Genomic DNA, 20,511 nt, shown 5'->3' on the forward strand with positions numbered 1-20,511 from the left:
CTTGACCGCCGACAACGCCGCAGGATCAGACCAGTTCCACCGCCATGGCCACGGCCTCGCCGCCGCCGATGCACAGCGAGGCCACGCCCTTCTTGCCGCCGCGCGCCTGAAGCGCCGCCAGCAGGGTAGACAGGATGCGCGCGCCCGAGGCGCCGATGGGGTGGCCCAGCGCCGTGGCGCCGCCGTTGACGTTCAGTTTGGCGCGGTCGATGCCCAGTTCCTGTTGGGCGATCATGGCGACGACGGCGAAGGCCTCGTTGACCTCCCACAGGTCTACGTCCTCGACCGACCAGCCGGCCTTCTTCAGGGCCTTCTGCATGGCCGGGACGGGGGCGGTGGTGAACAGGGCCGGCTCATGGGCGTGGGCGGCGTGGCTGACCACGCGGGCGACGATGGGCAGGCCCAGGGCCTTGGCCGTGCTTTCGCGCGTCATGACCATGGCGGCGGCGCCGTCAGAGATGGAGCTGGAGTTGGCGGCGGTGACGGCGCCGTCCTTGACGAAGGCGGGCTTCAACGTCGGGATCTTGGCCGGGTCAGCCTTGCCGGGCTGTTCGTCTTCGCTGACCGTCACCGGGCCCTTGCGGGTGGCGACCTCGACCGGGACGATCTCGGCCTTGAAGGCGCCCGAGGCGATGGCGTTCTTGGCGCGGGTCAGGCTTTCGATGGCGTATTCGTCCATCGCTTCGCGGGTGAACTGATACTGGGCGGCCGCATCCTCGGCGAAGACGCCCATGGCCTTGCCGGGGGAATAGGCGTCCTCAAGACCGTCCATCATCATCGAGTCAACGATGACGTCGTGGCCGATGCGGGCGCCGCCGCGGTGCTTGTTCATCAGATAGGGGGCGCCGGTCATCGACTCCATGCCGCCCGCGACGATGACCTCGGCCGTGCCCGCCAGCAGGGCGTCGTGCGCCATCATGGCCGACTGCAGGCCCGAGCCGCACATCTTGTTCACCGTCGTCGCCTCGACGTGCTTGCCGAGGCCCGCGCCGATGGCGGCCTGACGGGCCGGAGCCTGGCCCAGACCGGCGGGCAGGACGCAGCCCATGAAGATCTGCTCGATCTTCTCCGGCGCGACGCCCGCGCGTTCGACGGCGGCTTTCACCGCAGCGGCGCCCAGGTCGGTGGCCTTGACCGGCGATAGCGCGCCCTGGAAGCCGCCCATCGGGGTGCGGGCGAAGGAGCAGATGACGACGGGATCAGAAGCGGCGGTCATGGCGAGCCTTTCCGTAAGTGAATCGTTTCGTGGGGGATTAGGGGAGGCGAAGGCCCGCTGGCAAGCGGCGCCTCACAGCAGCTTGCGGCGCTGGCGCGCCAGGGCGAGGGGGCGGCCGTCCGCGCCCCAGGCGATCGCTTCGTCCACCGACCAGCCCAGGCCGTGGTCCAGCAGGCGGTATTCGAAGAAGACCCAGCCGTCGGGGGCGCTGTCCGGCGTCGGATCGGCCAGGAAGTCGCAGCGCAGGTCCACCGTCGTCATCATCGGCGGCGCCTTGAAAGCCGTCCAGGCGGGCGGATAGAGGGCGTCCAGCAGGTAACACATCCGCAGTTCGTCCAGCGGCGCGCCGTCCTTCACCCGCATCCAGACCCGCTCGACGACCGGCTTGCCCTCGTTGCCGCCCAGGATGTTGGGGCCGTTCTCGAAGCGATAGTCGACGTGCTGCGAGAAGCGCGGCGCCATCGGGCCGCTGATGCCCGGCGCGTCCTTCAGGCCGTCCAGCGAGGGCGGCGGCGCCAGCAGGGGCGTCAACGGGACAGGCGTCGCGCCGTCGGCGCCGTAGGTGGCGCTGGCGTGATGGGTCAGCTTCGAGCCTTGGCCGCCCTCGACCACGGCGTAGGCGACGTTGCGGCCGCCGCGCAGCATCCGGGGCCGGAAGTGCAAGGATTGGCCGTAACGGGCGGCGGCCAGATACTGAACCGTCAGACTGCGCAGCGGCGCCTCGATCCCCAGGCCCTGGCGCATGGCCCCGGCGCACAGGGCCGCCAGCAGGCCGCCGAAGGGGAAGCCCGCCTCGGGCGGGGCGCTGATCGGGCCGTTGGAGAATTCGCCCGACAGGTGGGCGGCCAAGGCCCCATCGTCCTCGGGCGTCAGGCGGAAGGCGGCGTGGATCAGGTCGGGTTCGGTCATGGCTCTCATCGAAAAGCGGAGGCGGAACCTGCGACGGCGCCGCCCCCAAGTCGAGGGAAGAGGTCGAGGGAAGGAAACGGCCGGGGAGCGGCCATGTCAGTTGCAAATAGAAACTGACTGACTCCGTCGCGATTGGCAACCCTTGTCAAAAGCCTGACGCGAGGTCACTTTCCGCTCATGGGACGCACCGCCGACTATTCGCGCCAGAGCTGCTCGGTCGCCGCCACCCTCGAGGTGATCGGCGACCCGTGGACCATGCTGGTCATCCGCGACGCCTTCAACGGCGTCAGCCGCTTCGAGCAATGGCAGGAGCGGCTGGGCGTGGCGCGCAACGTCCTGGCTGCGCGGCTGAAGTCGCTGGTGCATCACGGCGTGCTGGAGCCGCGGCCCTATTCCGAGCGTCCGCCGCGCAACGAATATGTGCTGACGGCCAAGGGCAAGGATCTGTACGGCGTCCTCGTCACCCTGCACGCCTGGGGCGAGAAGCACGTCTATGGCGACGAACCGTCGGGCATCGTGCTGCGTCACAAGACCTGCGGGCACGACCTGAAGCCCCGCATCGCCTGCGGCTGCTGCAATGAGATGGTCCGCCCGCGAGAGGTGGAGGTCGTCTTCACCGAGAACCGCCCGACCGTCGGCGAGGTCATGCCGGCCAAGGACGAGGCCGCGTAAAACCCTCTGATCGATTCAACCTCCGTCAACCGTCGAAGGTTAACGGTGGGGCATGTTTCAGTCCCTTACGTCCAGGATCGCCGCCGTCAGCGCCCTGGTGGTGGTCGCTTTACTGGTTCTCGTGGCCGCCCTGGCCGACGCTTCGCGGCAGACCCGCGAGAGTTTTCGTTGGGTGACGCACTCCGCCCAGGTCATCCAGGCGATGGAAGAGACCGTGGCCGGGCTGCGCGACGCGGAGTCGGGGCAGCGCGCCTATGTGCTGACGCAGAACGCGGCCTACGCCCAGTCCTTTGACGCACGGATTTCAGACTCCCTGCGGGCGTTCAGCGAGTTGGTGGAACTGACGCGGGACAACCCGTCGCAGCAACTGCGGCTGCAGGCTCTGGGCGCGCAGCTGTCTGGCCGGATCGAACTGATGCGCCAGCCTTTGACCTTGGCGCGAAGCGGGGACTTCGCCAGGGCCGAGGCGCTCATCGCCGAAGGGCGTGGTTTCGATTCCATGAGCGCCTTCGTGCTGGCGGCGCGAGAACTTCTGGACGAAGAGCGGGTGGTGCAGTCGCGCCGCGTCGAGGCGGCCGAGCGGCGGCTGGCGCGAGTGCGAGGGCTGGCCCTGATCGGCGGGCCGTTGATCGCCTTCTTCTCCCTGTCGGTGTCCTTGATGGTCATTCGCGGCATCCGCCAGCCGGTGCGCGTCATCACACGCGCCATGACCGGACTGGGCGCGGGCGACCTGAACCAGAGGATCGACAGCCGTATGGGGTCGCGGGAGTTCGACCGGCTGGCGCGCGGCTATAACGACATGGCGGACCGTCTGGCGACGGCGGCGAAAGATCAGAGCCGCAGCGAGCGCGAACTGAAGCGCGTGCATGAGGAACTGCTGGCCAGCGCCCAGACCCTGCGGGAGCGGGGCGAGGTCATCGAGCTTCTGGGCGGGATGGCCCATCGGATGCAGGCGGCCCGCACGGACGATGAACTGGCCCAGGTCATCCACGCCTTCGTGCCGCGCGTGCTGCCGGGGCTGCCGGGAGCGCTCTACGCCTACAACAATTCACGCAATCTGCTGGTCCCGCTGTCTGGCTGGGGCGGGCATGAGGCGGAGACGGAAGGCTTTGCGCCGGATCAGTGCTGGGCCTTGCGTCGAGGGCAGAGCCATTTCGTGTCCGAGCCGGGCGCGGACGTCGTCTGCGGCCATGTGAACCCTCTGGCGGCGCCCTATCACTGCGAGCCGCTGCTGGCCTCTGGCGAGGTGATCGGCGTCCTGCATCTGGACGGACTGGTCGAGGCCGAGACGCAGTTCCGCCTCAACGTCCTGGCCGAGAACATCGTCTCGGCCATGGTCAATCAGAAGCTGCAGCGCGACCTGAAGGAACAGACGATCCGCGACCCGCTGACCGGCCTGTTCAACCGTCGCTACATGGAGGAGGCGCTGGCGCTGGAGGTGGCGCGCGCCGCGCGTTCGGGCGCGCCGTTATGCGTGGTCATGTGCGACGTCGATCACTTCAAACGCTTCAACGACGAGTTCGGCCATGAAGCGGGCGATGTGGTGCTGCAGGCCGTCGCCGCCGAACTGGGCCACCGTTTCCGCGACGGCGACATCGTCTGCCGCTACGGCGGCGAAGAGTTCATTGTGATCGCGCCCGGCACCAAGGCCGAGACCTTGGCGCCGCGGGTCGAGACCGTGCGACAGGCCATCGCCGCCATCGCCTTGCGCCTGGGCAAGCAGCCGCTGGGCAGCAGCACCATGTCCTTCGGCGTCGCCGAATGGTCCAAGGGCATGGACCGTGACGGCGACGCCCTGGTGCAGGCGGCGGACGCGGCGCTGTATCGCGCCAAGAAGGAAGGCCGCAACCGGGTCGTCCTGCACGTCGAGGAAACAGCCTGACTGAGCGGTCTCAGTTCGCCTTGCGTACGTAGCGGTTCAGGAAGGCCAGATAGGCCTCCTGTGCGGTGATCCGGTTTTCGCGACGCTGGAAGCCGTGACCTTCGTCGGGGAAGACGACGTATTCGACCGGCACATTGTTGGCGCGGACCTTCTCGACCAGTTCGTCGCTCTCGACCTGCAGCACGCGCGGGTCGTTGGCGCCCTGGACCACCAGCAGGGGGCGACGGATCTTGTCGGCGTGGAACAGGGGCGAGATCGCGCGGTGGCGTTCGGCGTCGACCGCCGGATCGCCCATCTCGTCGTACAGAGCCACGCGTTGCGCGCCCCACCAGGCGGGAATGGACTGCAGGGTGCGGACCCAATTGGTCACGCCGAAGATGTCGATGCCGGCCTCGAACTTCTCGGGGTGGAAGGCCAGGGCCGCGGCGGTGATGTAGCCGCCGTAGGAGCCGCCCATGACCGCGACCTGGTCGTCGGCCACCCAGTCCTGCGCCCGCAGCCAGTCGCCGCCGGCGACGATGTCGCGCAGGTCGGCTTCGCCGTGCTTCTTGTCGTCCATGTGGAAGAAGGTCTTGCCGTAGCCGGACGAGCCCCGGTTGTTGGCCCCCAGAACGGCATAGCCGTGGTTGACCAGGTGCTGGACCATGGCCGAATAGCCTCGCCGGGTCTGACCGCCCGGTCCGCCGTGGACGAGGACGACCGCCGGGGCCGGATTGGCCGCCGAGGCGCCCTTGGGTCGATAGAGGACCGCTGGGACCATCACCCCGCCTTCGCCCGGATAACGGACGATCGTCGCCTCGACCAGGTCGCTCTCCTGGATGGCCGGGTTCAGCGCGTGGGTCAGGCGGCGGGCCTGGCCCGTCGACAGGTCGGCGACGAAGACGTCGGCGGGCGAGGTGTCGGACACCACGGTGAAGGCGGCCAGGCCTGCGCCGGGGTCGAAGCGGACGCCGGTGATGTCGCCCTGTGGCAGGCCGGTCAGGCGCACGGGCGCGCGGTTTTGCGCATCCTCGATGGTCAGCTCGGTCGAAGCGTCGGCGTTGACCGCCGTCACCCGATAGCGGCCGTTGGGCGAATAGGAGACATACATGACGTCCCAGTCGGCCTGGGTCGTGCGGTTGTGGGCCTTGTCGGCGATGTCATAGGCGTAGGCCTGAGCGAACTCGCCGTCCTCATTGCTGGTGTAGATCAGGGTGGCGTTGAAGGGACCGAAGCCGCTGACGTCATAGGCGACGTCGCCGGTATGCGGGGTGATCAGAAAAGGCTCGCCCCCTGCCTGCAGGTCGGCCAGGTAGATATCTGAATTGGCGCTGGTATGGGATTTGGTCAGGGCGACCAGCCGTCCGTCGCCAGAGACGGCGGCCACATCCATGCCCCCGGGGTTCTGGAACATCAGCTTGCGCTCGTAGGTGGCGGCGTCATAGGCGTAGAGGTCGAAGACCTGGGCGTCGCGTTCGTTGCTGGTCAGCCAGAAGGTCTGGCCGTCGTCGCTGAAGCCGACGAAGCCGGCCTTCAGCTTGTCGCCCGGCGTCAGGTCGCGCAGCGTCCCGTCGATTTCGCGCACATAGATGTGGGTCAGTTCGTTGCCGCCCTGGTCCGCCGCCACCAGAACCCGACGGCCGTCGGGAAAATAGCTCTGCGCGAAGGTGGCGTTGGTCGTCGAAGCCGTCAGCGGCACGGGATCGCCGCCCGCGACCGGCAGGGCGTAGGCGTTGAACACCCCCGTCTTGTCCGACGAGATCAGGACGTGGGTGCGTCCCTCTGAGAAAGCCAGGCCGTCAGGGTTGGCCATGGAGAAGCTGGTCGTCTCGAAGAATTGCGCGGCGGTGTAGGGCGTGACCGCGGCGGACGCCGTCGGCGCAGGCGCGGCCGGTTCAGCGACGGCGAGGGCAGGGACGGCGGCGGCAAGCGCCAGGACGGAAACCATGCAGGCGAAGGAGCGCATTCGGAGCCTCATGAGGAGCGTGATGGTCGATAGAGGCTGCACCATGCGCGTACGGATGCGGTCTGTCGAAAATTAAGTGAGCGTCGTTACGTCGTGCGCGGCGGCCCCAATGCAAAAGCGTCTTCGATGCTGCCGTTTTCTGGCAGCAATTCTGCTACGCTCCCGACGTGTCCCGGTCCGAACGCCTTCTCGATCTGCTGAACACCCTGCGGCGGCATCGTCGGCCGGTCAGCGGCCGCGCGCTGGCGGAGGAGACCGGCGTCTCCCTGCGCACCCTTTATCGCGATATCGCCAGCCTGCAGGCGCAGGGCGCGACGATCGAGGGCGAGCCGGGCGTGGGCTATGTGTTGAAGCCCGGCTATCTGCTGCCGCCGCTGATGTTCACGCCGGAGGAGATCGAGGCCCTGGCCCTGGGTTCGCGCTGGGTGGCCGAGCGGGCGGATGCGCGATTGCGGGATGCGGCGTTGAGCGCACAGGCGCGGATCGCGGCGGTGCTGCCGCCGGACCTGCGCGACGAGATGGAGGCCTCGGCCCTGTTCATCGGGCCGGGCGCGCCGATCCCCGCCGATGCGGTCGATCCGGCCCAGTTGCGCAAGGCGATCCGTATCGAGCGCAAGCTGAGGCTGAACTATCGCGACGAGGCGGGGGCGGCGTCGGATCGGGTGGTCTGGCCCTTCGCCCTGGCCTTCTTCGACCGGGTGCGGCTGCTGATCGTCTGGTGCGAGCTGCGCGGCGACTTCCGCAGTTTCCGCACCGACCGCATCGTCGAGGTCGAGGTGCTTGAAGCCCGCTATCCCACGCGCAAGGCCGTGTTGCTGAAGCGATGGCATGAGGCGTGCGAGCGGCACGGGCCGCCGCGTTGATGCTGACAGAAACTGGCGGCAGCTACGGCTAGGTTCTCCTTCTGTTCAGACAGGCGGAGGGGCCACGATGACGAGCGACGACATTCTGCTGAACGTGGCCGATCCGGGCGCCAGCACGCGATTTTACGCCGGGCTGCTGGGGCGACGGCCGCTGGAGGCGGGGCCGGACCATGCGGTCTTCCTGCTGGCGCCGGGGCGGACGCTCAGCCTGTGGCGCGGGCGAGGCGGGGCGCAGGTGGACGTCCGCATGGCCGCCCCCGCCGTGGTGGACGAACTGCACATCGACTGGTGGGACCGGGGCGCGCGCATCGTCCTGCCGCCCACCGACATGGACTGCGGCCACGGCTTCGTGGCGCGTGATCCCGACGGCAACTGTCTGCGGGTCTATGCGGCGGCGTGAGTCGTCTCAGACCGCCACGGCTTCGGTCGAACGGATGAAGCCGCCGCCCATCACGCGCTCATCGTCGGCCGGGTCGTAGAGGACGCAGGCCTGGCCGGGGGCGACGCCTTCCTCGCCCTGATCGAAGACCACCTGCACGGCGCCGTCCACAAGAGCGAGGCGGGCGGGCGAGGGCTGGCGGGTCGAGCGGACGCGGGCCAAGACGGGGGCGCCGTCGCGGGCGGCTTCCTCGATCGTGGCCTGATCGCCCAGCCAGTTGGTTTCCTCCAGCGTCAGGCGCGCGGTCAGCAGGGCTTCGCGCGGGCCGACGATGACGCGGCGATGGTCAGGGTCCAGCTTGACCACGAACAGAGGCTCGCCCACGGCGACGTTCAGGCCCCGGCGCTGGCCGATGGTGTAGTCGGTGATGCCCGAATGGCGGCCCAGCACCCGGCCGTCCATGTGGACGATGTCGCCGGCCTCGCGCCCCTGCGGCCGCAGGCGGTCGATCAGGGTGCGATAGTCGCCGGTCGGCACGAAGCAGATGTCCTGGCTGTCCGGCTTGGCGGCGATGCGCAGGCCCAGCGACGCGGCGACGCCGCGCACCTGCGGCTTTTCCAGATCGGCCAGGGGGAAGCGCAGATAGTCCAGCTGATCCTGCGTCGTGGCGAACAGGAAGTAGGACTGGTCGCGCGAGTGGTCGACCGCCTTGCGCATCTGCGAGCGGTTGCCGTGCGTCGCGCGGCGGACGTAGTGGCCGGTGGCCATCGCCTCGGCGCCGAGGTCGCGGGCGACGTCCAGCAGGTCGCGGAACTTCACCGTCTGATTGCAACGGATGCAGGGGACCGGCGTCTGGCCCTTCAGATAGGAATCCGCGAACTGGTCGATCACCGCGTCCTTGAAGCGGTTCTCATAGTCGAGGACGTAGTGCGGAATGCCGATCAGGTCGGCGGCCAGGCGGGCGTCGTGAATGTCCTGACCCGCGCAGCAGGCGCCCTTCTTCTTCAGCGCCTCGCCGTGGTCGTAAAGCTGAAGGGTCACGCCCACGACATCATAGCCCGCCTTGTGCAGCAGGGCGGCGACGACGGTGGAATCCACCCCGCCCGACATGGCGGCGACCACGCGCGCGCCTTGCGGCAGGCCGACGGCCTGTCGCACGCTCTCGATCGCAGCGTCCATGTCAGCTTGCGACATGGGGGCGATGTCGGGAACGGGGCAGAGGATGTCGTCGGTCAGGGCGTCCATGGTCATCGCCGCCATTTAGGCCTTAAGGCGCGCGATTTCGAGGCCTGGCCCGAAACGAAGGCGTGCGCCAATGAAAAAGACCGCCCCCCATCAGGGAGCGGCCCATGATCATGCGTCCAGGCGAAGGCCTAGTCGCGGTAGCTCTGGATGCGCGTCGTGCGCAGCCCCTGCATGCCCCATTTGTCGATGGCCTTCTGCCAGGCCATGAACTCCTCGGCCGTCAGACGGTACTTGGCCAGGGCGTCTTCAAGGCTGATCAGCCCGCCGCGGACGGCGGCCACGACCTCGGCCTTGCGGCGGATGACCCAGCGGTTCGTATCCGACGGCGGAAGGTCGCGCAGGGTCAGGGGCGTGCCCGTCGGGCCGACCACGTACTGTTCGCCGTTACTGTTAAGGCGTCGCTCTTGCAGCATGGGCTTAAGCCTCTCTCACCACCACCATAGACGCGCAGGCTAGGCCCCCGCCCGCTAAGGGGCGTTTAAGCGTCGTGGTGAAGGAATGGCTAAGACGCATCCGGCCGGTCCGGCGCGTTCTGCGCCGGCTAAAGGAAGGATTCATCGAGTCTAACGAGACCTTGCTCATGGATTCCCGTTGGCCGATCAGCGCTTGATGTTGATCAGCTCCGCCAGCATCTCGTCGGCGGTGGTGATGATCTTGGACGAGGCCGAATAGGCGCGCTGGGTGGTGATCAGGCCGGTGAACTCGGTCGACAGGTCGACGGTCGAGGCTTCCAGCTGCTGCGCGCCCAGCAGGCCCGCGCCGCCGGTGCCGGGGGCCTTCAGGTTGAAGGTGCCGGAGTTCTGGCTGACGCGGAAGGCGTTGCCCGACACTTCGGTCAGGCTGTCGGCGCTGGGGAAGGTGGCCAGGGCGACCTGGGCGATCTTGCGCATCACGCCGTTGTCGAAGATGGCGGTGACGAAGCCGGTCTCGTCGATCTTCACCTCGGTCAGGTTTCCGAAGGCCGTGCCGTTCGTATAGGTGGCCTGGACGATGGAGGTGCTGTCGTACTGCGTCAGGCCGCCCGCCGAGGCGTTCAGGTCGAAGGCGATGGTCTGGGCCGCGATGCCCAGCGACGGATCCCAGGCGCCGTCGGCGCCCGGCGTCGCCCCGTCGGACGAACCCAGCGACAGGCTGGCGTTGGTGGGGTCGTCGAACAGGCCGGTGCCCGCGGTCCAGCCCTGCATCTTGGCCACGTCCAGACGCCCGTCCTGGGTGAAGGCGATGCGGCCGGACTTCAGCAAGCCGTCGGTGTTGGTCACCGTGCCTTCGGGGGCGCGGATTTCGGCGTGCCATTCGTTGGCGACGCTGCTCTTCAGGAAGGAGACGGTGATGTTGCGTTGGCCGCCCTTGGAGTCCGACACCGGAATGGTGATCTCGAAGTCGGGCTTCACGCCCGTCGCCGGGTCGTTGGCGTACATCGACATGGAGTGGGTGGCCGGGTCATAGGCCGTGACGCCGGTCGGGGGCGGGGTCTGGGCGGCCTCATTGACCGGCTGGCTGGATTTCAGGTTGGCGTTCAGGCCGACGCGGGTAGTCGGCTCGGCCGCGCCGCCGACGGAGCCGACGTTGATGGTGCGCAGGCGGCTCATGTCGGACGGATCGCTGTTGACCACGCCGTCTGCGTCGACCGGCCAGCCCTGCAGATACAGGCCCGAGGTGTTCTGCAGATAGCCCAGGTCGTCGATCTTGAACGCCCCGGCGCGCGTGAACAGGCGCGCGTCCGACAGGGTCAGGTTCTCGGACTTTTCGGTGACGACGAAGAAGCCCTGGCCGGCGATGGCCAGGTCGGTGCCGGAGGTCGTGCGCTGAAGCTGGCCCGCCTGGCTGATAAAGTGGCGGGCGGCGGCCTGAACGCCGCCGGCGGAATAGTTCACGCCCGCCGTCTGGGCGTTGACCACGGTCGCGAACTCGGTCGACGCGCGCTTGTAGCCGACCGTGTTCACGTTGGCGATGTTCTGCGAGATCGTCGAAAGGGCCGCGGCGTTGGCGGTCAGACCGGACACGCCGGCCATCATGGCGCCGTTGATGCTCATGTCTGGGGTTCCTTACGAGAGAAGATTGAAGGGGTTGAGTTTCGAGGCGAGGGCGCTGGCCGCGCCGGCGTCGTCCTCGGGTTTGGCGGCGGCCTTCTGTTCTTCCAGCGCGATCAGGCTGGACACCGGCATGATCGAGTTGCCGATGATGACGAAGGGCGTGTTGTCGTACATCTCGACGCCGGTGACGCGGCCGCGGATCAGCACCTGGCTGTCGACGGCCTTGCCCGCGCCGTCCTTGGCGACGACCTTCAGCGTATAGACGCCGCCGTCGTCGACCTGACCGCCTCCGGTGGTCTTTCCGTCCCACTTGAAGTCGTGCATGCCGTTGGTCTTTTCGGGGGCCGGGCCGCTCCAGACCACCTTGCCCGAGGCGTCCAGCACCTGAAGCGTGGCGTCGGTCGCGTCGGCGGCCAGCTCATAGCTCCAGTTGGCCTCGCCGTCCTCGAAGCGGGTCGCGGCCCAGACGGCGGTGGCGTCCTTGCCGATATACTGCGCCGCGCCGGTCAGGCCGTCGCCCTGCTGGGCCTTCAGCAGGCCGGTCAGCAGGTCGTTGGTCAGCAACTGCTGCTCGACGCCCGCCATCTGGGTCAGCTGGGCGGTGAACTCGTTGGAATCCACCGGCGACAGCGGATCCTGGTTCTTTAACTGCGTGGTCAACAGCGACAGGAAGGTCTGGAAGTTGGAGGCCAGCATCTGACCCCCAGCGTTCACCCGGCCCGCGGCGTTGTTGGAAGAGACGGCGTCAACCATCGATCAGACCTTCAGATCGACGCGGTCAGGCGTCAGGGAAAGGGACGTCCAGGCGCTGGGCGGCGAAACGACGGAATCGGCCTCGGCGGCCAGGCGGGCGGCGCCGGAGAAGGCGCGGCGGTCAGGCTGGCGCTCGAACGCGCCGCCGCCGAAGCCGGACGAAGGATCGCGCTCGGCGAACTCCAGGTCGTCACGCGACAGCTGCAGCCCCGCGTCCAGAAGCTGACGACGCAGTTCGTCGGCGCGGGCGCGCAGGTCGGCGGCCGCCGCCGGATTGTCGAAGGCCAGCCGGGCCGTGACCTGGCCGTCGGACTCGATCTCGAGACTGACGTCGACGCGGCCCAGGCCTTCGGGCGTCAGGGCCATGTCGAAGCGGGTCGAGCGGCCGTCCAGCTTCTTGATGATCTGGGCGGCGATCTGGGCCGTGGTCTCGACCGTGGCGCGCGACAGCTGGGACAGACCCAGATCGCGTTGAGCGCCCGACGCCTGAGAGGGGGCTTCGACGGCGCCTTGTTGCGGCGCGGCCGGGGCTTCGCCGTCGATTGGGGGCGCGGCGACGGCCGCCGCCGCCGGCGTTTCGGCCAAGGCGGGCGCAACGGCCGGGCGGGCGGCGGGCGCTGACGCTGCAGCATCAATGGGAGCGTCGGCCTGGGCGGGTCGGTTGGCGGTCGCTTCGGCGTTGCCTGTCGATGTGGCTGCCGCCTGTATCGCTTCTCGCGCCGAGGCCAGCCGTTCGCCCGCGCCCGACCGGAAGCCGGTCACGCCTAGTAGGGCGGCGTCCTGTGCAGGAAGGGCCGCTCCAGGGCGCGACGGCGGCGGCGCGTCCGACGGCTCGTCGCTCTCGGTTGACGGAGGTTCCGGCGCCGCATCCGGCTGGGCAAAGACAGCGGGGAGCGCCGCCTTGAGGGCGGCGGATATGGTTGCAGGGGGGGGCGTCGCGGCTGAGACGGGCGCAGCCGTGGCGGCGGTGGCGGTGGCGGCGACCGCAGGTTCGGTGGTCGGGGCGATGGGAGCCGCCTCTACAGCCTCAGAAACGGCCGACGGAGCGGGAGACGGCGCGGCGGCGACAACAGGAGTCGCTTCGGTCGTCGGCGCCGTCGGATCGGCAGGGGCTGTCGGCGCCGCAGTCTGTTGCACCGGCGGGGGCGGCGCGAACCAGGCGGGCGGAGCCGGGGCGACGGCGATGTCGTCCTTTGCGGGCTCGACCGGAGCGGCCTCGATCAGGGCGGTGGTTTCGGACGCTTGGGCGACCGGGACGACCGAGACGACGGGCGGCGCGGCCTGCGTCTCTTCCTTCAGCATCAGGTCCGCGAAGACGGCGCTGTCCGTCGCCGCCTCGACGGAGGCGTCGACGCTGGCGCCGCCGGGGGCGGCGGGCGTCAGGACGGACATGAGGCTGACGGCGGACATGCGGGCGGCAGGCGCTTTCGGTCGGTGAGGGGCGGCGCCTGCTGCGCCTGGGTCATTCGGCAGGGTCTTCGCAAGCCTTGGGCCAAGTGTAGGTGTCGAGCTTAATACGTTGAAATGTAATGGTATTGCTGAGTTTTCGGTCGCCGTTGCAGCGACGTGACGCCGGGCGCATCTTGCCGCGCTTGTCGCTTTTTGCCGGGCGCGGGCGGCGCCGTTCGACTTGGCCCGTCGCTTGCCTCTCTTGCTGACGAATGCACAGGGGCTGAACGCCGATGTCGAGGAAATTCAAAGAGATGGTCAGAAGACCTGCTCAATTCGCCGGGCAAGATTTGCTCGCTTGCCTGCAAGGCTTGCCGAGCGGCCGTCCCGTGCGCTCCGGCGTGGGAGACGTCTGATGTCCCTCAACTCGATCATGAACATCGCCACCTCGGGCATGAATGCGGCCCAGACGCAGCTGCGGGTGGTCTCGGACAATGTCTCCAACGTCAACACGCCCGGCTATGTCCGCAAGATCGCCGACCAGCAGTCCTGGGCCAGTCAGGGCGTCGGCGCGGGGGTGGAGATCGCCCGCATCCGTCTGGCCACCGACCGCTTCCTGCAGGCCGCCAGCCTGAACGCCAGCGCCGACGCCGGCCGTCAGACGGTGCGCTATGAGTTGTATGACCGCATCCAGTCGATGTTCGGCGATCCGGGCTCAAACAGCGGCTTCTTTTCGCAGATCGACAGCGTCTTCGCCGCCTTCGCCGCTTCGGCCGAGAACGCCACCTCCGGCCCCGCTCGCCAGGACGCCATCTGGAAGACGCAGGCCCTGTTCGATGAAGCAGCCCGCATCAACAGCCAGATTCAGTCGGTGCGCGAAGACGCCGACGCCCGCATCAAGAGTGCGGTCGAGACGGCCAACAGCCTGCTGGAGCAGATCGAGAAGCTGAACGTCGAGATCGCCAAGGCCACGGTGATCAATGCGGACTCCTCGGGCGCGCAGACGGCTCAGGCGGCCTTGATCGATCAGTTGTCGGGCCTGATGGACGTTCGCATCACCGGCCGTGCGGTCGGCGGGGTCGAGATCCGCACCGGCGCCGGCATCCTGCTGGCGGGGCAGGGGGCGGCCAAGCTGGACTATGTGCGCGCCGGCGCCGTCTCGGCCGAGACGGTGTTCAACGAGGTCATGGTCATCGAGCCCCCCGCCGGAAAGGCGCGCTCCCTGGCTGAAGGCTTGGGCTCGGGCGAGATCAAGGGGCTGCTGGAGCTGCGCGACGGCGAGGCGCCGGCCACGGCCGAGCGCCTGGCCGAACTGATGTCGCGTCTGGCCGACGAACTGAACCGGGCGCACAACGCCTCATCCGCCGCGCCGCTGCCCAACAGCCTGACCGGCCGCAACATCGGGCAGTCGCTGGAGACCGCCCTGCAGGGCTTCACCGGCCGCACCTCCATCGTCATCACCAATGACCAGGGCGTAGCCCTGCAGAAGATCGACCTGGACCTGGCGACGCTGAATCCGGCGACCTTCCTGGCCGACCTGAACGCCCAGCTGGGGGCCAACGGCAGCGCCAGCTTCGTCGACGGGCGTCTGAAGATAGAAGGCGCGCCCGGCACGGGGGTGGTGGTGGTCGACGATCCGGCCGCGCCCTCGAACAAGGGCGGGCGAGGCTTTTCGCACTTCTTCGGCCTGAACGACCTGATCACCAGCGCGCAGCCGGCGATCTATGAAACGGGCATGACGGGCGCGTCGCAGCACGGCTTCACGCCCGGCGAGACCATCACCTTCCGCTTCAGCGACGCGGCGGGCGCCAAACTGCGCGACATCGAGGTGGCGGTGCCTGCGGGCGGCGACATGACCAGCCTGCTGGCCGCGCTGAACGATCCGATGACGGGCGCCGGGCGGATGGGGACGTTCAGCCTCAGCTCGACGGGCGAAATGACGTTCACGCCGCGACCCGGCTCGGGCGCGAACCTGTCGGTGCTGCAGGACCGCACCACCCAGGTTCCCTCGAACGTGTCGATGAGCGAGCTGTTCGGTCTGGGCGGCGCGCGCGCCTCGCGAGCCGACGCCTTTTCGGTCCGGGCCGACGTCGCCCGCGACCCGTCCCTGATGGCCTTCGCCAAGGCCGACGCGACGGGCGGGGTCGGCGCGGCCGTGGTCAGCAAGAACGACGCGCGCGGCGCGCGCCTGCTGGCCAGCGCAGGCGAGAACGCCGCTGCCTTCTCGGCGGCGGGCGGGGCGGCGGGCGGCTCCATGTCGCTGGCGCGCTATGCATCCGAACTGTCGGGCGAGATCGGCAGTCGGGCCGCCATGGCCAAGAACAACGCCGTCAGCGCCACGGCCCTGGCCAAGGAGGCGACGGCGCGCCGCGTCTCGGTCGAAGGGGTCAACCTGGACGAGGAACTGGTGCTGATGACGACCTATCAGCAAGCCTTTAACGCCTCGGCCCGCATGGTTCAGGCGGCCAAGGACATGTACGACATCCTGCTGGGAATGGTGCGATGACCCGCGTTTCGACCTACGGAAACTATCAGTCGGCCCTGCTTGACCTGATGTCGGCCCAGTCGCGCATGGCTGACGCCCAGCAGAAGGTGAACACCAAGAAGAACGCCACGGACCTGGTCGGTTTCGGCCGAGGCTCCGAGACGGTCAGCGCGCTGATGACCAGCCAGACCCGCATCCAGACCTTCATCGACACCAACAAGACCGTCACGGCTCGGCTGGAGACCCAGGATCTGGCGATGGATCGGGTCGCAGACGCCTCGACGGCGGCGCGTCAGGCCATCGCCGACGCCATCGCCGCCGGGCGGATGGACACCCTGATGGGGACGCTGAACAGTCTGTTCATGGAGGCTCAGGACGGGCTGAACATGAAGCATCAGGGCAAGTATCTGTTTGGCGGCGGGGTCACTGATCGCGCGCCGGTGGATCTGCCCGACATTCCCGGTCAGCCTGGGGCCAGCATGATGGCCAAGCTGGCGGCCTTGCCCGATGAGAGCGCCGCCTTCCACAACGACCAGCTGAAGCAGTCGTCCTGGCTGGACGAGAACGTCTCGATGGACACGGGCTTCCTGGCCGACGCCATGGGATCGGAGCTGTTCGCCATCTTCCGCGACATCCAGCTGGAGCATCAGACGACGCCGCTGGACGGCAAGATGACGGACGCTCAGAAGGCCTTCCTGACCACTCAGATGGGTCGCTTCGAGGCGGCGGCGAAGGGGATGGTGGAGCTGCAGGCCGCCAACGGCGGGATGCAGAACCGCGTCGACCGCCTGCTGGAATCCCAGGAGGCGCGCAAGATTTCGATCGACACCATCCTGTCCGGCAAGACCGACGCCAACATGGCCGAAGCCGTCACCGAACTGGAACTGGCGCAGATCTCCCTGCAGGCCTCGGCCCAGGTGGTCAGCCAGCTTCGCCAGGTCTCCCTGCTCGACTATCTGCGCTAGGTCGTTTCCGAGATTGCGTTCGGCGCGGCCCGCTGAACGAAAATAGCTGGTCGACGTTCTGAAAGCTGCGCCGTGACGCGCGGGCCTTGGCGTGTGTCGAGCAACGCCGGAAGAGATCGGGAGTCATCAGTCGTTGACACAGCGCGAAAAGCAGAGCTTTAAGCGGCGTATGCGTACGGGCGGGCCTGTGTCAGTGTCGGATTCATGAATCGGGCGGACTTCCAGATTGATGAAAGCCAGGACGGCCAGACGCGCTTGCGGTTGGCCGGCGACTGGTCGACCGTCGCCGTCGGTCGGATGGGTGATCGGCTGAAGGCCGAGCTGGACGGTCGATCCGTGAATGCGCTGGATCTGGACGACCTGGGCCGTTTCGATACCGCCGGCGCCCTGGCCGTGGCCCAGGCCATGAGCCGGCCCATCCCTGAATCCGCCTGGTCCGTACGCCCCGAAGCCGGGCGCCTGTATCGCATGGTGGCCAAGCTGGACTGCATGACGGCCGAGCCGCCGCGCCGCTCGGCCCCCATGACGCGCAGCTTCGCCAAGGTCGGCCGCGGGGTCTATGATTTCGGCGCCGAGGCCATGCTGTCCCTGGCCTTCCTGGGCCGTTTGATGGCGGCGGTGCTGACCACGCTGAAGCACCCCGGCCGCATTCGTTGGGCCGCCTGGTTCAGCCAGGCGGAACGCACCGGCCTGGACGCCATTCCGATCGTGGTGGTGACCAACTTCTTCATCGGCGCCGTGGTGGCCTTCATCGGCGTGGACCTGCTGACCCAGTTCGGGGCGGGGGTCTTCACGGTGCAGCTGATCGGCGTCGCCGTCTTCCGTGAGTTCGCCGTGGTCATCACCGCCGTGCTGCTGGCGGGCCGTTCGGCCTCATCCTTCGCCGCCGAGATCGGCTCGATGCGCATGACGCAGGAGGTGGACGCCATGAAGGTGATGGGCGTCGACCCCTTTCAGGCCCTGGTGATTCCGCGTCTGGCGGCGCTGCTGGTCATGCTGCCGCTGCTGACCTTCCTGGCCATGGTGGGGGGGCTGCTGGGCGGCGTCCTGGTGGCATGGAGCCAGTTGAACCTGGGACCGGCCTTCTTCTTCCAGCGGTTGGTCGAGGACGGCTATATGCCGACCCACATGATGGTCGGTCTGATCAAGGCGCCGGTCTTCGCCCTGGTGGTCGCGGCCATCGGCTGTCGCCAGGGCATGTCGGTGGCGGGCGACGTCGAGAGCCTGGGGCGCCGGGTGACGGCGGCGGTGGTGCAGGCCATCTTCGCCATCATCCTGCTGGACGCCGTCTTCGCCCTGATCTTCATCGAGCTGAAAATATGACGGCCGAGACGCGCAAACCCGACGACCGCGAGGCCGTCATCCAGGTGCGGGGCCTGCTCAGCCAGTTCGGCGAGCGGGTGATCCATCAGGATCTGGATCTGGACGTGATGCGCGGCGAGGTGCTGGGCGTCGTCGGCGGGTCGGGCACCGGCAAGACCGTGCTGCTGAACTCCATCATCGGCCTGAAGGAGCCGGAAGGCGGCGAGGTTAGCCTGTTCGGGCAGGACCGCAGCGCCATGACCAAGCAGGAAGCGGCCGCCGTCGAGCGTCGCACGGGCGTGCTGTTCCAGCAGGGCGCGCTGTTCTCGTCGCTGACGGTGCTGGACAATGTGGCCTCGCCCCTGGTCGAGCACACCGATCTGTCCAGGACGACCATCCGCGAGCTGGCCGAGATGAAGGTGGCCATGGTGGGCCTCAAGCCCGAGGCCCTCTATCTGAAGCCGGCCGAGCTGTCGGGCGGGATGCGCAAGCGCGTCGGCCTGGCCCGCGCCCTGGCGCTGGACCCCGAACTGGTCTTTCTGGACGAGCCGACTGCCGGGCTGGACCCGATCGGGGCGGCGGCGTTCGACGATCTGATCCGCCAGTTGTCGGAGGATCTGGGGCTGACGGTCTTCATGATCACCCACGATCTCGACAGCCTTTACGCCATCTGCGACCAGGTGGCCGTGCTGGCGGACAAGCATGTGGTGGCCAAGGCGCCGGTCGCCGAGCTGGAACGCTCGGACCACCCCTGGATCAAGGAATACTTCCTGGGGCCGCGCGGACGCGCCGCCCATAAGAGCGCGGCCTGAGGAGGACGCGAAACGATGGAAAGAGACGCTCATTACGCCGCCGTCGGCATCGCCACAGTCGCCCTTCTGCTGGCGCTGGCGGTGTTCACCATCTGGTTGGCGCGGCTGCAGTTCAACAAGGATTTCGACGTCTACGACATCGTCTTCTACGGCCCGGTGCGCGGCCTGTCGGAGGGGGGAGAGGTCCACTTCAACGGCATCCGCGTCGGCGAAGTGACCAATCTGAACCTGGATCCGAAGAAGGGCGATCAGGTCATCGCCCGCGTGCGGCTGAACGGCACGACGCCGGTGCGCGTGACCTCGCGCGCCCAGTTGGAGCCGCAGGGCATCACCGGCCTGAACTACATCCAGATCACCGCCGGCGCCCCGGACAGCCCGCTGCTGAAGGACCAGTATCCGGACAACGTCGTGCCGGTGATCCAGAGCCAGCCCAGCCCCATCGCCGAACTGCTGAGCGGATCGGGCACGGTGCTGGCCCAGACGGTGGACGCCTTGAACCGCATCAACCGCGTGATGTCGGACGACAACATCCGCAGCTTCTCGACTAGCGTGAAGAACGTCGAGGCCCTGACCGCCGAACTGGAGGCCCGCAAGGGCATGTTCCAACAGCTTGAAGAGACCATCACCAAGGCCAACGCCGCTGTCGGCGAATATCAGGCCCTGGGCGCCAGCGCGCGCCAGATGGTCGACACCGACGGCAAGCAGGCCATCGCCAACATCAACCAGGCGACGCGCGAGGCGCAGGCCGCCATCGCCTCGATCAACCGTTCGGCGACCGGACTGGAAGGGCCGCTGGGCGACTTCGGCACGCAGACCGTGCCGCAGCTGAACGACACCATTCGCCAGCTGGATCGGGCGACCCGCTCGCTGCAGTCGTTGATCGACAACGTGCGCGACAGTCCGCGTGAGTTCATCGCCAAGGCGCCGTCCAAGGAAATCGAGGTGCAGCCATGATCCGCAACCGACTGATGACCGTCGCCGCCTGCGCCGCCCTTGCGGGCGCCGTGTCGGGGTGTGCGGTGCTGGCGACGCCGGACCCGGTTCAGCTGTATCGTTTCGGGGGCGCCTCGGCCTATGCCGGAACGGGCGCGACCTCGGCCTGCCCGGATGTCCATGTCTCCATGCGCCGGGTGGACTTTCCCGAAGCGGCGCGCGGCGACCGCATCCTGGCCGTGACGGGGACCGAGGCGGCCTATATCAAGGGCGCGCGCTGGGTGTCTCCGGCCGAGACCCTGTTTGAGGAAGCCCTGCGCAACGCCTTTCTGGACGGCGGGACATGCACCGTGCTGAGCAGCGGTCCGCTGACGCGCGACGGGCTGTTGCTGAGCGTGGACGTGCGCCGGTTCGAGGCGTCCTACGTCGCGCCGGGTGCCGTGCCGGATGCGACCATTGTCGTGCTGCTGCGTCTGGTCCGGCCGGGCGATCGTTCGATCGTGGCCGAGGACCGCATCACGGTCAGCGAGAACGCAGGCGTGAACCGCCAGTCGGCCATCGTCGCCGCCTTTGACCGCGCCACGGCCGAGACCAGCCGTCAGATCGTCCTCTGGACCGACCAGCAGGGCTTCCAGGCGACCCGGGACTAAATTCCTTCTCCCTCAAGGGGAGAAGGAAGACATGAAAAACCCCGGCGGCCTCGCGGTCGCCGGGGTTTGTGTTTTTAC

General features: G+C 68.1%; 19 protein-coding genes. 10 read left to right on the forward strand and 9 right to left on the reverse strand.

Annotation, left to right across the window (positions count from 1 at the left end; translation table 11 throughout):
• Positions 1-25 precede the first annotated feature (25 nt).
• Positions 26-1,216, reverse strand: a complete 1,191-nt coding sequence (locus BJP32_RS09755) for an acetyl-CoA C-acyltransferase (protein WP_003165666.1) — start codon at positions 1,214-1,216, stop codon at positions 26-28.
• Positions 1,217-1,288: 72 nt separating this feature from the next.
• On the reverse strand, positions 1,289-2,125 hold the full coding sequence (locus BJP32_RS09760) for an acyl-CoA thioesterase II (RefSeq protein WP_233126797.1): 837 nt from the start codon (positions 2,123-2,125) through the stop codon (positions 1,289-1,291).
• A 177-nt stretch (positions 2,126-2,302) separates the two neighbouring features.
• Here BJP32_RS09760 and BJP32_RS09765 point away from each other — a divergent pair, with 177 nt between their 5' ends.
• The gene (locus BJP32_RS09765) at positions 2,303-2,797 is read left to right on the forward strand and encodes a helix-turn-helix domain-containing protein (RefSeq protein ID WP_003165664.1); all 495 of its coding nucleotides are present in this window, start codon (positions 2,303-2,305) and stop codon (positions 2,795-2,797) included.
• 52 nt (positions 2,798-2,849) lie between these two features.
• A complete protein-coding gene (locus BJP32_RS09770; RefSeq protein WP_076223850.1) occupies positions 2,850-4,679 on the forward strand; it encodes a diguanylate cyclase in 1,830 nt (609 codons plus the stop codon).
• A gap of 10 nt (positions 4,680-4,689) precedes the next feature.
• Here the strand turns inward: BJP32_RS09770 and BJP32_RS09775 are convergent, their stop codons facing one another.
• The gene (locus BJP32_RS09775; RefSeq protein ID WP_003165661.1) at positions 4,690-6,624 is read right to left on the reverse strand and encodes a S9 family peptidase; all 1,935 of its coding nucleotides are present in this window, start codon (positions 6,622-6,624) and stop codon (positions 4,690-4,692) included.
• A gap of 167 nt (positions 6,625-6,791) precedes the next feature.
• Here BJP32_RS09775 and BJP32_RS09780 point away from each other — a divergent pair, with 167 nt between their 5' ends.
• Both BJP32_RS09780 and BJP32_RS09785 read left to right on the forward strand, forming a co-directional pair.
• The gene (locus BJP32_RS09780; RefSeq protein WP_003165660.1) at positions 6,792-7,487 is read left to right on the forward strand and encodes a YafY family protein; all 696 of its coding nucleotides are present in this window, start codon (positions 6,792-6,794) and stop codon (positions 7,485-7,487) included.
• A 67-nt stretch (positions 7,488-7,554) separates the two neighbouring features.
• Positions 7,555-7,887, forward strand: coding sequence for a VOC family protein (locus tag BJP32_RS09785; RefSeq protein WP_003165659.1), 333 nt, complete (start codon positions 7,555-7,557; stop codon positions 7,885-7,887).
• Between the two features lie 6 nt (positions 7,888-7,893).
• Here the strand turns inward: BJP32_RS09785 and mnmA are convergent, their stop codons facing one another.
• The 6 genes from mnmA to BJP32_RS17350 form a co-directional block, all read right to left on the reverse strand.
• Positions 7,894-9,126 carry a tRNA 2-thiouridine(34) synthase MnmA gene (mnmA, locus tag BJP32_RS09790; RefSeq protein ID WP_046653368.1) on the reverse strand — a complete coding sequence of 411 codons (1,233 nt, stop codon included), beginning with the start codon at positions 9,124-9,126 and terminating at the stop codon, positions 7,894-7,896.
• A gap of 113 nt (positions 9,127-9,239) precedes the next feature.
• The gene (locus BJP32_RS09795) at positions 9,240-9,524 is read right to left on the reverse strand and encodes a DUF1153 domain-containing protein (RefSeq protein WP_003165657.1); all 285 of its coding nucleotides are present in this window, start codon (positions 9,522-9,524) and stop codon (positions 9,240-9,242) included.
• A gap of 186 nt (positions 9,525-9,710) precedes the next feature.
• Positions 9,711-11,144, reverse strand: coding sequence for a flagellar hook protein FlgE (gene flgE / locus BJP32_RS09800; RefSeq protein WP_040345797.1), 1,434 nt, complete (start codon positions 11,142-11,144; stop codon positions 9,711-9,713).
• 12 nt (positions 11,145-11,156) lie between these two features.
• Positions 11,157-11,897 carry a flagellar hook assembly protein FlgD gene (locus BJP32_RS09805; RefSeq protein WP_003165656.1) on the reverse strand — a complete coding sequence of 247 codons (741 nt, stop codon included), beginning with the start codon at positions 11,895-11,897 and terminating at the stop codon, positions 11,157-11,159.
• Between the two features lie 3 nt (positions 11,898-11,900).
• Positions 11,901-13,307, reverse strand: coding sequence for a flagellar hook-length control protein FliK (locus tag BJP32_RS17680; RefSeq protein WP_233126798.1), 1,407 nt, complete (start codon positions 13,305-13,307; stop codon positions 11,901-11,903).
• A 52-nt stretch (positions 13,308-13,359) separates the two neighbouring features.
• Positions 13,360-13,596, reverse strand: a complete 237-nt coding sequence (locus tag BJP32_RS17350) for a hypothetical protein (protein ID WP_158043305.1) — start codon at positions 13,594-13,596, stop codon at positions 13,360-13,362.
• A gap of 105 nt (positions 13,597-13,701) precedes the next feature.
• On the opposite strand from BJP32_RS17350, the gene flgK reads away from it, so the two are divergent.
• The 6 genes from flgK (at position 13,702) to BJP32_RS09840 (ending at position 20,433) form a co-directional block, all read left to right on the forward strand.
• On the forward strand, positions 13,702-15,792 hold the full coding sequence (gene flgK / locus BJP32_RS09815) for a flagellar hook-associated protein FlgK (protein WP_076223852.1): 2,091 nt from the start codon (positions 13,702-13,704) through the stop codon (positions 15,790-15,792).
• On the forward strand, positions 15,789-16,736 hold the full coding sequence (locus tag BJP32_RS09820) for a flagellin (RefSeq protein WP_076223854.1): 948 nt from the start codon (positions 15,789-15,791) through the stop codon (positions 16,734-16,736). Before flgK ends, BJP32_RS09820 begins: the two co-directional genes overlap by 4 nt.
• Positions 16,737-16,940: 204 nt before the next feature.
• Positions 16,941-18,059: an ABC transporter permease gene (locus BJP32_RS09825; protein ID WP_076223856.1), complete on the forward strand. Its 1,119-nt coding sequence runs from the start codon at positions 16,941-16,943 to the stop codon at positions 18,057-18,059.
• Positions 18,056-18,850: an ABC transporter ATP-binding protein gene (locus tag BJP32_RS09830; RefSeq protein WP_003165650.1), complete on the forward strand. Its 795-nt coding sequence runs from the start codon at positions 18,056-18,058 to the stop codon at positions 18,848-18,850. The genes BJP32_RS09825 and BJP32_RS09830 overlap by 4 nt, the downstream gene beginning before the upstream one ends.
• 15 nt (positions 18,851-18,865) lie before the next feature.
• Positions 18,866-19,804 (forward strand): MlaD family protein, encoded by a 939-nt coding sequence (locus BJP32_RS09835; RefSeq protein ID WP_046653371.1) that lies wholly within the window; start codon positions 18,866-18,868, stop codon positions 19,802-19,804.
• Positions 19,801-20,433, forward strand: coding sequence for an ABC-type transport auxiliary lipoprotein family protein (locus BJP32_RS09840; RefSeq protein WP_046653372.1), 633 nt, complete (start codon positions 19,801-19,803; stop codon positions 20,431-20,433). Before BJP32_RS09835 ends, BJP32_RS09840 begins: the two co-directional genes overlap by 4 nt.
• Positions 20,434-20,511: the final 78 nt, after the last annotated feature.

This window comes from Brevundimonas sp. ZS04 (assembly GCF_001956865.1).
Classification (GTDB): domain Bacteria; phylum Pseudomonadota; class Alphaproteobacteria; order Caulobacterales; family Caulobacteraceae; genus Brevundimonas; species Brevundimonas diminuta.

Bases quoted from the DNA above. Each gene is read 5' to 3' on its own strand.
- BJP32_RS09755 (WP_003165666.1), bottom strand. From the start codon at position 1,216: ATGACCGCCGCTTCTGATCCCGTCGTCATCTGCTCCTTCGCCCGCACC.
- BJP32_RS09760 (WP_233126797.1), bottom strand. From the start codon at position 2,125: ATGACCGAACCCGACCTGATCCACGCCGCCTTCCGCCTGACGCCCGAG.
- BJP32_RS09765 (WP_003165664.1), top strand. From the start codon at position 2,303: ATGGGACGCACCGCCGACTATTCGCGCCAGAGCTGCTCGGTCGCCGCC.
- BJP32_RS09770 (WP_076223850.1), top strand. From the start codon at position 2,850: ATGTTTCAGTCCCTTACGTCCAGGATCGCCGCCGTCAGCGCCCTGGTG.
- BJP32_RS09775 (WP_003165661.1), bottom strand. From the start codon at position 6,624: ATGCGCTCCTTCGCCTGCATGGTTTCCGTCCTGGCGCTTGCCGCCGCC.
- BJP32_RS09785 (WP_003165659.1), top strand. From the start codon at position 7,555: ATGACGAGCGACGACATTCTGCTGAACGTGGCCGATCCGGGCGCCAGC.
- mnmA (WP_046653368.1), bottom strand. From the start codon at position 9,126: ATGGCGGCGATGACCATGGACGCCCTGACCGACGACATCCTCTGCCCC.
- BJP32_RS09795 (WP_003165657.1), bottom strand. From the start codon at position 9,524: ATGCTGCAAGAGCGACGCCTTAACAGTAACGGCGAACAGTACGTGGTC.
- flgE (WP_040345797.1), bottom strand. From the start codon at position 11,144: ATGAGCATCAACGGCGCCATGATGGCCGGCGTGTCCGGTCTGACCGCC.
- BJP32_RS09805 (WP_003165656.1), bottom strand. From the start codon at position 11,897: ATGGTTGACGCCGTCTCTTCCAACAACGCCGCGGGCCGGGTGAACGCT.
- BJP32_RS17680 (WP_233126798.1), bottom strand. From the start codon at position 13,307: ATGTCCGCCGTCAGCCTCATGTCCGTCCTGACGCCCGCCGCCCCCGGC.
- flgK (WP_076223852.1), top strand. From the start codon at position 13,702: ATGTCCCTCAACTCGATCATGAACATCGCCACCTCGGGCATGAATGCG.
- BJP32_RS09820 (WP_076223854.1), top strand. From the start codon at position 15,789: ATGACCCGCGTTTCGACCTACGGAAACTATCAGTCGGCCCTGCTTGAC.
- BJP32_RS09825 (WP_076223856.1), top strand. From the start codon at position 16,941: ATGAATCGGGCGGACTTCCAGATTGATGAAAGCCAGGACGGCCAGACG.
- BJP32_RS09830 (WP_003165650.1), top strand. From the start codon at position 18,056: ATGACGGCCGAGACGCGCAAACCCGACGACCGCGAGGCCGTCATCCAG.
- BJP32_RS09835 (WP_046653371.1), top strand. From the start codon at position 18,866: ATGGAAAGAGACGCTCATTACGCCGCCGTCGGCATCGCCACAGTCGCC.
- BJP32_RS09840 (WP_046653372.1), top strand. From the start codon at position 19,801: ATGATCCGCAACCGACTGATGACCGTCGCCGCCTGCGCCGCCCTTGCG.